The sequence below is a fragment of the Hymenobacter sp. UYP22 genome (assembly GCF_040547285.1).
GTDB lineage: Bacteria > Bacteroidota > Bacteroidia > Cytophagales > Hymenobacteraceae > Hymenobacter.
This window is the reverse complement of the sequence record NZ_JBEPPK010000001.1, coordinates 206,198-220,750: the sequence shown is the minus strand read 5'-3', so window position 1 is coordinate 220,750 and position 14,553 is coordinate 206,198. Positions and strand designations below refer to the sequence as shown.

General features: G+C 56.5%; 12 protein-coding genes, 1 tRNA gene and 1 pseudogene. 12 read left to right on the top strand and 2 right to left on the bottom strand.

Going from position 1 to position 14,553, the window contains the following annotated elements:
• Positions 1 to 52: 52 nt before the first annotated feature.
• The 9 genes and pseudogenes from ABIB60_RS01040 (at position 53) to rplT (ending at position 10,624) form a co-directional block, all read left to right on the top strand.
• Positions 53 to 676, top strand: a complete 624-nt coding sequence (locus ABIB60_RS01040; RefSeq protein WP_354577093.1) for a response regulator — start codon at positions 53 to 55, stop codon at positions 674 to 676.
• Positions 677 to 746: 70 nt separating this feature from the next.
• Positions 747 to 1,142, top strand: a complete 396-nt coding sequence (locus tag ABIB60_RS01035) for a response regulator (protein WP_354577091.1) — start codon at positions 747 to 749, stop codon at positions 1,140 to 1,142.
• Positions 1,143 to 1,778: 636 nt separating this feature from the next.
• Positions 1,779 to 4,550, top strand: coding sequence for a DNA gyrase/topoisomerase IV subunit A (locus ABIB60_RS01030; protein WP_354577747.1), 2,772 nt, complete (start codon positions 1,779 to 1,781; stop codon positions 4,548 to 4,550).
• A gap of 128 nt (positions 4,551 to 4,678) precedes the next feature.
• Positions 4,679 to 5,563 carry a tetratricopeptide repeat protein gene (locus tag ABIB60_RS01025; RefSeq protein ID WP_354577090.1) on the top strand — a complete coding sequence of 295 codons (885 nt, stop codon included), beginning with the start codon at positions 4,679 to 4,681 and terminating at the stop codon, positions 5,561 to 5,563.
• A gap of 50 nt (positions 5,564 to 5,613) precedes the next feature.
• Entirely contained in the window at positions 5,614 to 6,732 is a 1,119-nt protein-coding gene (locus ABIB60_RS01020) for a tetratricopeptide repeat protein (RefSeq protein WP_354577088.1), read from the top strand.
• Positions 6,733 to 6,907: 175 nt separating this feature from the next.
• Positions 6,908 to 8,851 (top strand): threonine--tRNA ligase, encoded by a 1,944-nt coding sequence (thrS, locus tag ABIB60_RS01015; RefSeq protein ID WP_354577087.1) that lies wholly within the window; start codon positions 6,908 to 6,910, stop codon positions 8,849 to 8,851.
• Positions 8,852 to 9,183: 332 nt separating this feature from the next.
• Positions 9,184 to 9,744, top strand: a pseudogene (infC, locus tag ABIB60_RS01010) (translation initiation factor IF-3); the annotation flags it as partial.
• A gap of 171 nt (positions 9,745 to 9,915) precedes the next feature.
• Complete coding sequence (gene rpmI, locus ABIB60_RS01005; protein WP_354577085.1) at positions 9,916 to 10,110, top strand: 50S ribosomal protein L35; 195 nt, start codon at positions 9,916 to 9,918, stop codon at positions 10,108 to 10,110.
• Positions 10,111 to 10,279: 169 nt separating this feature from the next.
• Positions 10,280 to 10,624, top strand: coding sequence for a 50S ribosomal protein L20 (gene rplT / locus ABIB60_RS01000; protein WP_125432987.1), 345 nt, complete (start codon positions 10,280 to 10,282; stop codon positions 10,622 to 10,624).
• Between the two features lie 180 nt (positions 10,625 to 10,804).
• On the opposite strand, the gene ABIB60_RS00995 is transcribed toward rplT, so the two are convergent.
• Both ABIB60_RS00995 and ABIB60_RS00990 read right to left on the bottom strand, forming a co-directional pair.
• A complete protein-coding gene (locus tag ABIB60_RS00995; protein WP_354577083.1) occupies positions 10,805 to 11,320 on the bottom strand; it encodes a hypothetical protein in 516 nt (171 codons plus the stop codon).
• A gap of 516 nt (positions 11,321 to 11,836) precedes the next feature.
• Positions 11,837 to 11,910, bottom strand: a tRNA-Met gene (locus ABIB60_RS00990).
• Between the two features lie 137 nt (positions 11,911 to 12,047).
• On the opposite strand from ABIB60_RS00990, the gene ABIB60_RS00985 reads away from it, so the two are divergent.
• From ABIB60_RS00985 to rpsO, 3 genes are all read left to right on the top strand, one after another.
• Positions 12,048 to 12,461, top strand: coding sequence for an START-like domain-containing protein (locus tag ABIB60_RS00985; RefSeq protein WP_315997635.1), 414 nt, complete (start codon positions 12,048 to 12,050; stop codon positions 12,459 to 12,461).
• 116 nt (positions 12,462 to 12,577) lie between these two features.
• Positions 12,578 to 14,011: an LptF/LptG family permease gene (locus ABIB60_RS00980; RefSeq protein ID WP_354577082.1), complete on the top strand. Its 1,434-nt coding sequence runs from the start codon at positions 12,578 to 12,580 to the stop codon at positions 14,009 to 14,011.
• 138 nt (positions 14,012 to 14,149) lie between these two features.
• Positions 14,150 to 14,425 (top strand): 30S ribosomal protein S15, encoded by a 276-nt coding sequence (gene rpsO, locus ABIB60_RS00975; RefSeq protein WP_354577081.1) that lies wholly within the window; start codon positions 14,150 to 14,152, stop codon positions 14,423 to 14,425.
• Positions 14,426 to 14,553 lie beyond the last annotated feature (128 nt).

Genomic DNA, 14,553 nt, shown 5'->3' with positions numbered 1-14,553 from the left:
TTCACATATTCATGCTATAGCCCCGGCTGCTGGCAAATCAGACCTTTGACGCGTGATTACCCTCGGCATTATCGAAGACCAGCCAACTATCCGCGAGGCCTTACTGGGCTACTTGTGCGCGCAGTCAGAGTTTAGCTGCGTGCTGAGCGCCGCCTCCGTGGAGGAGTTTTTAGCTGGTATTCCCGCGCTGCCCGTCACCCCTCGTTTGGTGCTCTCCGATATTGGTCTGCCCGGCATGTCGGGTATTGAGGGGCTAGCCCACTTGCGGCAGTTGCTGCCGGCGGTAGAGGTAGTCATGCTTAGCGTATACACCGATGCTGAGCGGGTATTTGAGGCCCTGCGCGCTGGGGCGGTTGGCTACCTGGAAAAGGATACGCCTCTGCCGTTGCTAAAGGAGCACTTACTACAGGTGGCCGCCGGGGGCTCACCCATGTCGCCCAGTATTGCCCGGCACGTCATTCGTCACTTCCAGCCCGCCCCGCGCCCAGCCCTGGAGCCCCTTACGGCCCGGGAGCAGGATATTGTGCGCGGCATTGAGGATGGACTCAGCTATCAGCGCATCGCCGACCGCCTCTTTCTCAGCATTGATACCGTGCGTAGCCACATCCGGCAGGTCTACCGTAAGCTGCAAGTAAATTCCAAGGCGGAGCTGCTGGCCCGGGGCTATCGGCGGTAGGCTGCTGCTACCTGTAGATTCGCATATTCATGCTATACCGCGGTATAGTACCAATGGGTACCTTGCTGACATGAAACCAACGCTGGCCATCATAGAGGCACACCCCGCCCTGCGGGAAGTCTGGCAGATGTATTTCTGCATTCAGCCGGAGTTTGAAGTAGTAGTAGCCGCCGAGTCGATGGAGGAACTCGTGGCCATGCTCCTTGATGGGGGCCGCAAACCGCACCTAATTCTGGTCGACGGGAGCTACCTCCGCCCGGTGTACGGGGAAGACCTGAGCCTGCTGCGCAAGTTGGCGCCGCAGGCCGGGCTAGTGCTTATGCAGGAGGTTCAGAGTACGGTAACACCGTTAGCCAACGTTTCGGAGCACCTGAATAAGCACACGTCACCTCCAGTAATCAAGCAAACGCTACTCCGAATGTCAACAAGCTCTGGGGCTGCGTCGGCCGCAATGCGTGCCCGATAGGTTGGCCATCTGCTGATCTGCAGCCTTCCACCAATTGAGAAGAGCCACTGCCCCTTTCTGGAGTAGTGGCTCTTTCGTTTATCTATTCGGCCCACCAGTGTCAGGATCAACTGTGGTACATAATATCATTTTACTAAATAAAGTAGTAAAATTCTGCTTCGCTAAGTAGCGTGTTGAACTTTTTAGGCTGGTTTTCCTATTGATTAGTGTACGCTGTGTACTTGTTTTTAGCTAAAAATATTAGGATATTTGTAACGCTACCTGTCAGGATAAACTGTTGCGTTCTGCGCGGCTTACCGGTACTTTTGACGTCCGCAGAGCTGCCAGCGTCAATTCAGGGTGCTGCTGAATTTCTTCGTAGCTTTTCCCCTGCTTCCTCGCAGCAACGGATGGGTGTACGTGGCCATCCTATTGAATAAGCCTTCCGCCTGAGCGGCCGGAAGAGAGGTACAAGAACAATAACCGTGGCAAGCGCCATACGCAACCGTGTCAGAAGAAAATACCCCCCAGGACCCGAATTCCGAAGAACAGCCCAACGTATTTGGTGCCGGCGACTCCTTTGAATTCGGGGCTGCCTCAGCCGATGAGGATTCCACCCAGCTCAGCGTAAGCGAAACCGGCGAGCTGCTGCTGGAAATGGCCGCCGCTGAAGCTACCACCCTCGAGGCTGCCGAGGAAGAAGCTACGCCCGAGGAGGAACCCAAATTCGCGCCCGGCGAGATGATTCATGACGTGGCTACCGTGAATGGCATGTACCAGAACTGGTTTCTGGACTACGCCAGCTACGTGATTCTGGAGCGGGCGGTACCGGCCATTGAGGACGGCCTCAAGCCCGTACAGCGGCGCATCCTGCACGCTATGAAGGAAATGGACGATGGCCGCTTCAACAAAGTGGCCAACGTCATCGGGCAAACCATGCAGTACCACCCCCACGGCGACGCCAGCATCGGGGATGCCATGGTGAACCTGGGCCAGAAGGATTTGCTGATTGAAACCCAGGGCAACTGGGGCGACATCCGGACCGGCGACGGCGCGGCGGCCCCACGCTACATAGAAGCGCGGCTAAGCAAGTTTGCCCTGGATGTGGTATTCAACCCCGACATTACGGAGTGGCAGATGAGCTACGACGGCCGCAAGCGCGAGCCCACTACGCTGCCCGTGAAGTTCCCCTTACTGCTGGCCCAGGGTGTGGAGGGCATTGCCGTAGGCCTGAGCACCAAGATCATGCCCCACAACTTCCGGGAGTTGTGCAAGGCCAGTATTGATGTGCTGCGGGGCCGGGATATTCAGCTGTTTCCGGACTTTCCCACCGGTGGCCTCTGCGACGTAACCAACTACAACGGCGGCCTGCGCGGGGCCAAAATCCGGCTGCGCGCCACCATCGAGAAGGTCGACAAGACCATGCTCGTCATCCGCGACATTCCCTACGGCACCACCACCACGGCGCTGATGGAAAGCATCGTGAAGGCTTCGGAAGCCAACAAAATCAAGATCAAAAAGGTGGTCGATAATACGGCTGCTGAGGTGGAAATTCAGGTGCATTTGCCGGCCGGGGTAAGCCCCGACCTCACCATGGATGCCCTTTACGCCTTCACGGACTGCGAAATCAGCATCTCGCCCAACACCTGCGTGATTATTGAGGAAAAGCCGCGGTTTGTGGGAGTGGAGGACATGCTGCGCCTGAGCACCCAAAAAACACTGCGCCTACTGGAGCGGGAATTGGAAATCCGCCAGGAGGAGTTGCAGGAAAAGTGGCATTCGGCTTCGCTGGAAAAGATTTTCATCGAAAACCGCATCTACCGCAAAATTGAGGAGTGCGAAACCTGGGAAGAAATTCTGCAGACCATTGATGCCGGCCTGCGCAAATTTGTGCGCATTGAGGGCGAAAAGCCGAAAGCCAACGATACCCGCATTGTGCTGGCCCGCGCCATTACGGAGGACGACCTGACCCGCCTGACGGAAATCCGCATCAAGCGCATCAGCAAGTTCGACGGCTTCAAGGCCGAGGAGTACATCCAGCGGCTGGAAGCGGAGTTGGCCGAGGTAGCCGACCATTTGGCTAATCTCACGCGCTACGCCATCAATTACTTCGAGGGCCTGCTGAAAAAGTACGGTCAGCACCGGGAGCGGAAAACCCAGCTGCGCACTTTCGATGTGGTAACGGCCCAGAAAGTGGCGGTAGCCAACCAGAAGCTGTACGTGAATTACCAGGATGGCTTTGTGGGCTACGGCCTCAAGAAGGACGAAAAGGCCGTAATGGTCTGCGACTGCTCGGACCTGGACGACATCATTGCCATCAAGCGCGACGGCACGTTCACAGTGAGCCGCATTGCCGAAAAGACGTTCGTGGGCAAGGACATCCTACATGTGGGCGTCTATAATAAAAACGACGACCGGCTGGTATACAACATGATTTACCAGGATGGTGCCTCGGGCATCAGCTTTGCCAAGCGCTTCCTGGTAACGGGCATCACCCGCGACAAATCCTACGACCTGACCAAGGGCACCAAGGGCACCAAAACGCTCTACCTCACGGCCAACCCCAACTCCGAGTCGGAGGTGGTAGGCATACAGCTGGCCGATAAGGCCCCGGCCCGCGTCAAGCAGTTTGACTTTGATTTTGCCGAGCTGGCCATTAAAGGCAAGGGCTCTATGGGCAACATCGTAACCAAGCAACCCATCAAGAAAATCACCCAGAAAAGCCTTGGCGACTCCACGCTGGGCGGCCGGGAGCTATTTTTTGACAGCGTGGTGGGCCGCCTCAACCACGCCGGCCACGGCCGTTACCTGGGTACCTTCGACACCGATGATACGCTGCTGCGCGTGTTCCGGGACGGGAGCTACGACGTGCAGTCGCCGGACCTTTCCCTGCACTTCGACACGGCTAATATGGTGGTGCTACGCAAGCTGGAGCCCGATACGGTTATCAGCGCGGTGTACATAGAGGGCGAGTCGAAAGCGCACTACGTCAAGCGGTTCAAAGTTGAAACCAGCACTTTGGACAAGCGTTTTACCTTTATCGCCGAAACCAAAGGCTCCAAGCTGCTGGTTGCTACGGCTTTCACGGAGCCGCAGGTGGAGGTGAAGCTGCAGCGCGACAAGAAGGCCGACAAGGAAACCGAAAAAATCCTGCTCCACGAGTTCATTGACGTGAAGGGCTGGAAGGCCATGGGCAACAAGCTCAACTACTTCAAAATCCACTCGCTGGCCCTGCTCACCGATGAAGGCCCCGAGCCCCAGCGCCGAGAAGCCAAGAAAAAAGCCGGCCCCGCCACCATTCCGCGCCCTGCGGCGGCCCCGGAGGAGCCGCTGCCGGAGCACAACGGCGACGTAGATATTTCTGCCGCCGAGGTGGCCCAGGCCCAGGCCGTGCTCAAAACGCCCAAGTCGCAGCTTAAGCTGTTCTAGCAGCCCTGGCTTCGGATACAAATTTTGGCCGCTCATCGTTAGGTGAGCGGCCATTTTGCGTTTGAATGCCCACCTTTGCAGCTATCCGGGCCTTTTTGTAAGTACGCAGCCTTTCTAGTTATTCCCCAATGCCTGTTGGTATCCCCCGTTTGTTGTGCACTGCGGCCCGCTGGGGGGTATTAAGTTGGTGGCTGCTGCTGGCCTTGCCTGGGTGGGCGCAGTCATCGGCCCGATCCATAAAATCTGCTCCCACCACTGCTGAGTCCCCGGATCCGGCCATTCGAAAATTGCTGGAAGAGGCGCGGACTCTGCAGGCAGATTACCACGAGTCGGAGGCGCTGGCCAAGTTTGAGCAGGTGCTCAGCAAAGCGCCGGCCACCTACGAGGCCTTGTGGCAGGCAGCCGTACTTAGCATCCGCATTGGTAGCCGCTACACCGATGAAACCCGGAAAACAGCCTACTTCGCGGCGGCCCGTTTGTATGCTAACCGGGCGCTGGTGGTGCAGCCCGAAGGAGCCGAGGGGCATTACGCCGAGGCCCTGACTCTGGCTACTCAGGCCACCCTGCTCAGCGCCCGGGGCCGGCTGCTGGCGTACCGGGAAATGCGCGACCATGTGTTTCGGGCCACGGAGCTGCGCCCGGAGTGGGCGGAGGCCTGGCAGCTGCTGGGCCGCTGGCACTACCGCGTCGACCATTACAACATTCTGGAGCAGATATACAGCCGCGTCTTTTTGGGGGGGCGGCCCTACGGCGCCAGTACCTTCATGGCCCTTGATGCCCTACGAAAAGCCCACGAGCTGGAGCCCAAGCGTATCCAGTTTGCCTATGATCTGGCCCGAGTATACCTCAACCGCAGCCAGCAAACCCGCGCTACCGCCGTTCTGCAGGAAGCCGTGGCCCTTACGCCCGTTACGGCCGATGAGCTGGAAATTAGCCGCCGTTGCCGCCGCATGCTGGAGCAGCTGAACCGGCAGTTGCGGCGGCAGGTGCACCGCCACCTCCGCAAGCTCTAGCCCACCGGCCTGTATCTTTGTACTCTGTTCTGATCTCCTTCTAGTATTATATGCCTGCTGCCAGCCGTTTCTGGATTTCTTCATTGCTCCTGGCCAGCAGCCTGTCGGCCTGCTCCGATGCGCCTGAGGAACGGCCCGAGAAGATGGTAAACCTCAAAACGGTGCAGAGCGGGCCCCGTATTCAGGCGGAAGAACTGGATGGGGCTATTACCCGTCAGCCTCGGAACGCCTCCTTGTACGCTCGCCGGGCTGCTTTCCGCCTGGATGCCGGCCAGGCAGATGCCGCCCTGCGTGACATCGACCAGGCCTTGGAGCTGGATGATTCCCCCGGGGAGTTCTACTTCACCAAAGCCCGTGCCCTGCGCACTCAGGGCCGCATCAAATCGGCGCTGGCCGCCACCGACGAGGCTGCGCGCCGGGGCTTCGCCTCCCCGGAACTCAACCTGCTGGTAGGGGAGATGCACTTGGCCTCGCGCCGCTACCAGGACGCCCTCGACCAGCTGGACCGCGCCCTGCAGCAGGAGCCTGACCTGGCGGCGGCCTTGTTTTACAAGGGTGTTGCGTACGTGGGGCTGCAGGATACGGTGCAGGCGCTGGATTACTTGCGCGCTAGCCTGGCCCGTGACCCCCGCCAGCCCGAAACCCTGCACCAGCTGGCCTTCCTGTTGAATGCCTTCCGCCAGCCCGCTCAGGCCGCTATGTACGCCGCCAGGGGGCTAAAATTGGCTCCCGGTTACGGCCCGCTACTGTACGACTACGGCCGCCAGTTTGAGCTGCAAAACCTGCCCGACAGCGCCGCCCGCATTTACTCGCGCACCGTGCAGCTGGACACCACCTTTTACCGCGCCGATTACCGCCTGGGCCTAACGGCCTACAAAAGCCGGCAGTACGCCCGGGCCATACCGCACCTGCAGCGGGCCCTGCGCCGGGCCCCGCGCCTGGAAAACGCCCGCGAAATGCTGGCTGAAAGCCTAGAAAGCCTGGGCCGCTACCCTGAAGCCGCCGACCAGTACCGCCTACTGGTAGCCGAATATCCTGGCAACCGCCACTGGACCTACAAAGCCTGGAAAGTGGGGAACCGCGCCCGGGGCGTAATTGTAAACGAAACCCCGCGCCCCGCGCCCGTGGAAGCCATTGAACCCATTCAGGCCCAGCGGCCGGGGCTGTAGGGTAAGGAAGTAGTATGGTGAGTTTGCTGTTCTAGCGGCCGTAGTGTGAGCAAGCCGCGCAACTGGTGCCAGTTGCGCCTGCTGAATGGCAAACTCGCAACTTCACCTTTCACAACTTCACCCTTTCCGTAACTTGCGGCCTCACGGCTGTTTGTATAGCCATTAACCCCCTTGTATGCTTAACATCACCCTCCCCGACGGTTCGGTGCGCCAGTTTGTAGATGGCGCCACGGGCTACGACGTTGCCGCCGGCATCAGCGAAGGCCTTGCCCGCAATGCCCTCGGTGTGCGCGTCAACGGCGAAGTGCGCGACCTGCACCGCCCCATTGAACAAGATGCGCAGGTGGCCATCCTGACCTGGAATGACCCCGAAGGCAAGTCAGCCTTCTGGCACTCATCCGCCCACCTGATGGCCGAGGCCCTGGAAGCGCTGTATCCCGGCGTGAAGCTGGGTATCGGCCCCAGTATCGAAAACGGCTTCTACTACGACATTGACTTGGGCGAAGGCCGCACCATCTCCACCGACGACCTGCCGGAGGTGGAGAAGAAGATGCTGGAGCTGGCCAAGAAGAAAAGCCAGTTTGAGCGCCGCGAAGTAAGCAAAGCCGACGCCATTGCCTACTTCACCGAGAAGCAGGACCCCTACAAGCTGGACCTTCTGGAGCGCCTCGAAGACGGCTCTATCACCTTCTACAACCAAGGCGACTTCACCGACCTCTGCCGCGGCCCCCACATCCCCGATACTTCACCCATTAAAGCGGTGAAGCTGCTGAACGTGGCCGGGGCCTACTGGCGCGGCGACGAGAAGAACAAGCAGCTCACCCGCATCTACGGCATCACCTTCCCCAAGGCCAAGGAGCTGACCGAGTACTTGGAGCGCCTGGAGGAAGCCAAGCGCCGCGACCACCGCAAGCTGGGTAAGGAGCTGGAGCTGTTCACGTTTTCGGACAAGGTAGGAGCCGGGCTGCCCCTGTGGCTGCCCAAGGGCACTGCCCTGCGCGAGAAGCTGGAGCAGTTTCTGCGCCGCGCGCAGCTCAAGGCGGGCTACCAGCCCGTGGTAACGCCCCACATCGGCTCCAAGGAGCTGTACGTGACCAGCGGCCACTACGAGAAGTACGGTGCCGATTCCTTCCAGCCCATTAAAACGCCGAACCCGGGCGAGGAATTCTTCCTCAAGCCCATGAACTGCCCCCACCACTGCGAAATCTACAAAACCAAGCCCCGCTCGTACCGCGACCTGCCGGTACGCCTTGCCGAGTTTGGTACCGTGTACCGCTATGAGCAGTCGGGTGAGTTGCACGGCCTGACCCGCGTGCGGGGCTTTACCCAGGATGACGCCCACATCTTCTGCCGTCCTGACCAGGTGAAGGAGGAGTTCACCAAGGTAATTGACATCGTACTCTACGTGTTGCGCGCCCTGGATTTCCCCGACTTCACGGCCCAGATCAGCCTGCGCGACCCGGAAAACAAAACCAAGTACATCGGCACGGATGAGAACTGGGCCCGCGCTGAGCAGGCCATCATTGAAGCCGCCGCCGAGAAGGGCCTGAACACCGTAACGGAGTTGGGCGAAGCGGCTTTCTACGGTCCCAAGCTCGATTTCATGGTGCGTGATGCCCTGGGCCGCAAGTGGCAGCTGGGTACCATTCAGGTAGATTACAATCTGCCCGAGCGGTTCGACCTGGAATACGTGGCCCCAGACAACTCCCGCCAGCGCCCTGTGATGATTCACCGCGCGCCTTTCGGCTCGCTGGAGCGTTTCGTGGCCGTACTGATTGAGCACTGCGGCGGCAACTTCCCCCTTTGGCTCTCGCCCGAGCAATTTGCCGTCCTGCCCATTTCGGAAAAGTACCACGACTACGCCCAGCAAGTGTACGACGCGCTGATGCAGGCCGAACTGCGCGGCACCGTAGACCACCGCGACGAGAAAATTGGCCGCAAAATCCGTGACGCCGAAGTTGCCAAGATTCCCTACATGCTCATTGTAGGGGAGAAGGAGCAGGCCGAAGGCGTGGTATCTGTGCGCCGCCACGGCCAGGGAGACGTCGGTAGCATGCCCATTGCCGAGTTTATCAGCAGCTTCCAGCAGCAAGTAAATGATATGATGGACGGCAAATAAACTGGCTTCCCAGAGTTCAGATACTGTGCCGCCTGGGCCCAGTAACGCCTAGCCTGCCCAAATACCCAACTCTGATTTACCGCAAAGCCCCTGACTTCTACTACGGAAGTCAGGGGCTTTGCTTATGAATACTGTTGACTGGCTCTGTAAAATGCAGACTTTTTTTGGCCTTGGGCGCCTTCGAGACAGGCTGCAGGCTGCAATTTTATATAGCCTTTTTTGAGCGTTTGGAAAAAATGCCGGATATTCGCACGCTGATTGAACCCCGTAGGGCCATTTCGTGTCCTGGCAATCAGCCCCGAATCCGACTTTCACCCTAAGGAGAAACCGCCATAGCTACCCCTAACCGCCGCTATATCCCTCGCACCCAGGTCGAGGAGCCGTTCAAAATCAACCAGAAGATTACGGCCCGTGAAGTGCGCCTCGTTGGCGACAACGTGGAGCAAGGCATCTATTCTACCGACCAGGCTCGCCGCATGGCGCAGGAGCAAAACCTGGACCTAGTAGAAATTTCGCCCACGGCTGTGCCGCCCGTATGCCGCGTTATCGACTACTCGAAATTTAAGTACGAGCAGAAGAAGAAAACTCGCGAGCTGAAGGCTAAGCAGACTAAAGTTGTCATTAAGGAAATTCGTTTCGGTCCCAATACTGATGACCACGATTTTGCCTTCAAGCTCAAGCACGCCCAGGAGTTTCTGAAAGAAGGAGCTAAAATCAAGGCGTACGTGCACTTTGTAGGTCGTAGCATCGTGTTCAAAGAGCGGGGCGAGATCCTGCTGCTCAAGTTTGCTCAGGCGCTGGAAGATCTGGCTAAAGTAGAGCAACTCCCCAAGCTGGAAGGCAAGCGCATGTTCCTGTACTTGGCGCCCAAAGCAGTAGTTGTGCCGAAGAAGGCCGCTCCTGCCGCTTCAGGTAAAGAAGCTCCCAAGGAAGCTAAGCCCGCACCCGCCGACCAAGCTCAGGCCGCTGAATAGTTTTTTCGGAGCACTTGCTCCTTGTTCACGCTGGCGCACCGGCCCTAGGCAGCCGACCGCCGCAGTTTTTCACCTTTTATCACCACCACAATGCCGAAAATGAAGACCAAGTCCGGCGCCAAAAAGCGTTTCTCGCTGACCGGCACGGGCAAGATCAAGCGTAAGCACGCCTTCAAAAGCCACATTCTGACCAAGAAAACCACCAAGCAGAAGCGTGCCCTCACGCACGTTGGCCTGGTTTCCTCGGCTGATATGAACCGCGTAAAAGACATGCTTACCATCTAATTAAAAATTGAGAATTAAGAATTAAAAATGGTGCTGCTTTCACTGCAGTCAGTCATTTCCCTAATGCTTGATTCTGTGATTTTTGATTTCTAATTTTTTTACCAGGCGTCCGGTAGGAAGTAAGCTGCGGCAGTAAATCCGCCGCCGGCCGCCAAAAACAACCCAGGTTATGCCAAGAAGTGTAAACCACGCGGCCTCGCGCCACCGTCGGAAAAAAGTAATGCGTTTGGCGAAAGGCTATTATGGCCGTCGCAAAAACGTATGGACCGTTGCTAAAAACGCCGTTGAAAAAGGTCTGCTCTATGCTTACCGTGACCGTAAGGTTAAGAAGCGTGAGTTCCGGGCCCTTTGGATTCAGCGTATCAACGCCGGTGCTCGTGAGCACGGCCTGTCGTACTCGCAGTTTATGGGTGGCTTGAAGAAGGCCGGTATCGAGCTGAACCGCAAGGTTCTGGCCGACCTCGCCCTGAATCACCCCGAGGCTTTCAAAGGCATCGTGGAGAAAATCAAGTAGGCTTACTTATTCAGTAGCCAGTAAAAAGGTCAACTCCGCGAGGGGTTGGCCTTTTTGCGTGAAGCAGGTAACAGTAAGATTAATTGTACTGGCGTATCAATACCAGACAGATCGAAAAAGAATGCATAATTCACCCTTCCCCTGATCTGGTTTGCCTATATACCAAGCTGACAAACTAAATCAGGTGGCAGCTATGAAGGTAGTGGACATCATCAGGGTAAGATAATAGTTGGCGCAGTGTACCGCCACCAGCATCAATATATCCTTCGAGGCCAAGGCCTCAAATCTTTCAGTAGAGAAGAGCGTGAAATCAAAAGTGCTGTTTTTCCACTTGAAGCCAGGCTGGATAACGAGCAACTCCCGGTCTTGGTCGTCAGTAAGCATGTATTGATTCTTAAATACGCCCTTCTGTTTAAAAATGAAGTTTTGCTGAGGCTGTTGAGGAAAGGCCGCGTGCAGTAGAATATTGCCGTTCCAGCCCACAGTGAAATGCAGCAAGGTGTTGCCGTGCTGCTCGAGCTCAATGGTAGTACCCCAGAAGCCCTTGGGTTTAATCTGGAATGGAGGCTGGTCCAGTAGGCTCAGGGTAGCATCAAACGTAAACCAGCTAGGGTAAGTGAGTTCACCAACAGCGCGTAGCCCTTCGGCTAGACGAAAATAGTGGCTACTATCGGGAGTTACGGTATACTCAGCCATAGCAATACAGGAAAAGGAACGTGGACAATATAAGGCCTTCCGGGAGAGACAAGGAATAGCAAGTAAGCTGCCAGCGTGCGTACCGCCGCCAAGCCGCAGCAAAAAACAATATGGGTAAACTGACTAATCGGGGGATTCTAGCAGGAGGCCAGCTGTTTTAGTGAGAATCCAGCTAAGCATGTTGAGGGGTATATTATCAAGCAAGTAGTAAGCAGGCATCCTAGGTGTGGCTTGCAGCGTGTGGGTAGCAGACGAGAATATGCTAACTGTGAGTGGTGACTGAAACCGTCTTGGTGATAGTTATGGATGGGGCAGCGCCCGGTGTAAGTAGTTCGTCGTTTCGGCATCATCGTCGAGCGGGATACAAAAAAATACCCAGAAGCTAGGCGCGCCCAGCCGCCGCTGAAGTAGAGACTACAACCTGGGGCAGGTGAACGGATAATGTACAGATAATGTGCTGCCACAGCACAGAAAACAAAAACGGCCTTTCCAGTGCGGAAAGGCCGTTTTCGAATGTAGCGGGGACGAGAGTTGAACTCGTGACCTCAGGGTTATGAATCCTGTGCTCTAACCAACTGAGCTACCCCGCCCTGTTTTGGTGGTGCAAAGGTAGGAACAACATTTAATGTAATGCAAGTGTTGCGCAAAAAAAAACCCGCGTATATTGGCTGCCGGGGCGCTTTTCCTCATCGGAAAGTGTCGCTAAATTCTTTACTCTGTTCTGCTTATGCCGCTTTCCGCTACTCGTCTCAAACACCGTTTTACGGTGGAATTTCCCGTCAACGCCTCGCCTAAAATCCTGTACCCATACTTGGCCTCAGCCTCGGGCTTGTCCCACTGGTTCTGCCAGGATGTAAGAATTGAGGGTGGGCATCTGTACAATTTCATCTGGGATAATCAGCCCCATTACGCCGAAATGGCTTCGCACCGCACCAACCGCTCCGTCAGGTTTGTGTTCCTGGATGATAATAAGCGCCACCAGCCCGACGCCAACTACCTGGATTTTCTTATCGAGGAGTCGCAATTAACCCAGGAGGTGTACCTACGAGTTATTGACTACTCGGAAGAAACGGACACTGTTGAACTGCAGGAAATGTGGGATAGTCTGATGCAGAAATTGCGCGAACAGGTAGGCGGATAAACACCCCGCAGCTTTCCTTGGTAAGGAGCAGGCACGAAACGAACCGTATCTTCGTTTTCGGTTTGCTCCTTTTCTTTTTGGCGGTTTCAGGCCGCTGGCCCGCCGCGTGAGTTGTTATGAAAAAACTTGATAAGCTGATTCTACGGGCCTTTGCGGGGCCTTTTTTGCTAACCTTCGCCGTAGTGGAGTTCATATTTCTGACGCAGTACATGCTCAAGTATATGGACGACCTGGTGGGCAAGGACTTGGGCCTGGGAGTTATTGGGCAGCTGCTGTTCTACTTTGCCGTGATGCTAGTGCCCATTGCCCTGCCCTTGGCCGTGTTGCTTTCCTCATTGATGACCTACGGCACGCTGGGGGAACACCATGAGCTAACGGCCATCAAAACGGCGGGTATCTCCCTTACCCGCATTCTGCGGCCCGTAATGCTGGTAAGCACATTGCTGGCCGGCGGGGTTTTCTGGTACAACAACGTGATAGTGCCCAAGGCCAACCTGGAAGCATTTAGCCTGCTTTGGGATGTGCGCCAGCAGAAACTGGCGCTGGATATTCGGGAAGGCGTGTTCTACAACGGTATTCCGGGTTTTACTATCAAAGTCAATCAGAAAATGGGCGAGAATGGCGACTTGCTCAAGGGCGTTATGATTTATGACCACACCCAGAGCCGGGGTGGCAGCACCGTTATTCTGGCCGACTCAGGACGGATGTTTACCCGGTTTGGGGGGCAGTATCTGGGGTTGGAGCTATTTCGGGGGCGCACGTACGTGGAGCAGCCCAGCGCCCAGAGTGGTTCGGGAGCCAGCTTCATCCGTCAGAACTTCGACCGCAACCTGATTACCTTCTCCTTGGCTTCCTTCGGGATGGACCGCACAAAGAAGGAACTGTTTAACACGAATAAGATGATGCTTGACCTGAATCAATTGGCTTACTACACCGATTCCCTGCACAGCCGCCTGGGCCGGGAACGTCGCCAGCTGATTCCGCAACTAAACCCTTACTACACTTTTCTGCGCCTGGACACTACCGGCCGCGTGGCGGTGCAGCGCGTAGAAAACTGGCAGGTGCCCGTGGCCAAGCTAAAGCCCATAACCTACAACACGACCCAGCAAGCGGCTAACCGGGCCCGTAACGTGCGCTCCTTTCTGGGAACTGCGGCCGAGCGGCTGACTAATCTTTCCCGGGAAACGGCCAACTACCGCATCGAGAGCTACCGCAAATACAGCCAGTCGGCCGCCATTCTGCTGATGTTCTTGATTGGCGCACCGCTGGGGGCCATCATTAAGAAGGGGGGTATTGGGGTGCCTATTCTGGTGTCCATCGTGTTCTTCATCATTTACTATGTGATATCCATCATGGGCGAGAAGTACGGCCGGGAAATGGTGATGCCAGTGGGGGTGGGCATGTGGCTGTCGGCAGCCACCTTGCTGCCCATTGGCTTATTCTTCCTGTACCAGGCCCGCCACGACTCTGGCTTGCTGGATGTCAACTGGGGCCGTTTTATTCCCACTCGTTTGCGTTGGCCGTTGCGCGGCTACAAGAAATCAGCTTAATAAGCAGCTAGGACGCAACCACCTCTCAAAAGAATTCGGAAAGCGTGTAAAAAACGCCTACCTTTGCGGCCACCCCGAAATGCGGGGTGGCTTTCTTTTTCACAATTTTTAATCCAAGACGGGGAAACCTATCTGCCGATGCAACTCACCACTGAAGCAAAACAGGCTATTTTCGAAAAAAACAGCCTGCAAAAGTCCTCTAACGACACCGGTTCGGCCGAGTCGCAGATTGCCCTGTTCACGCACCGCATTGCTCACCTGACCGAGCACCTGAAAGTGAACAAAAAGGACTACTCGACCCGTCTGGGTCTGCTCAAACTCGTTGGTAAGCGCCGTCGCATGCTGGACTACCTCCAGCACCGCGAAATCAACCGCTACCGCGCCATCATCAAGGAGCTGGGCATTCGTAAGTAAGCCCACCGCCTGGAGCAGGGGACCTTCCACCACGGAAGGTTCCCTGCTCTTTTTTTGTCCGAAGCGGAGCGCACCATTTACCGGCTTCGGGCGTTGACTTTCCCAAAGAAGAATTTTTAGAGCAAAAT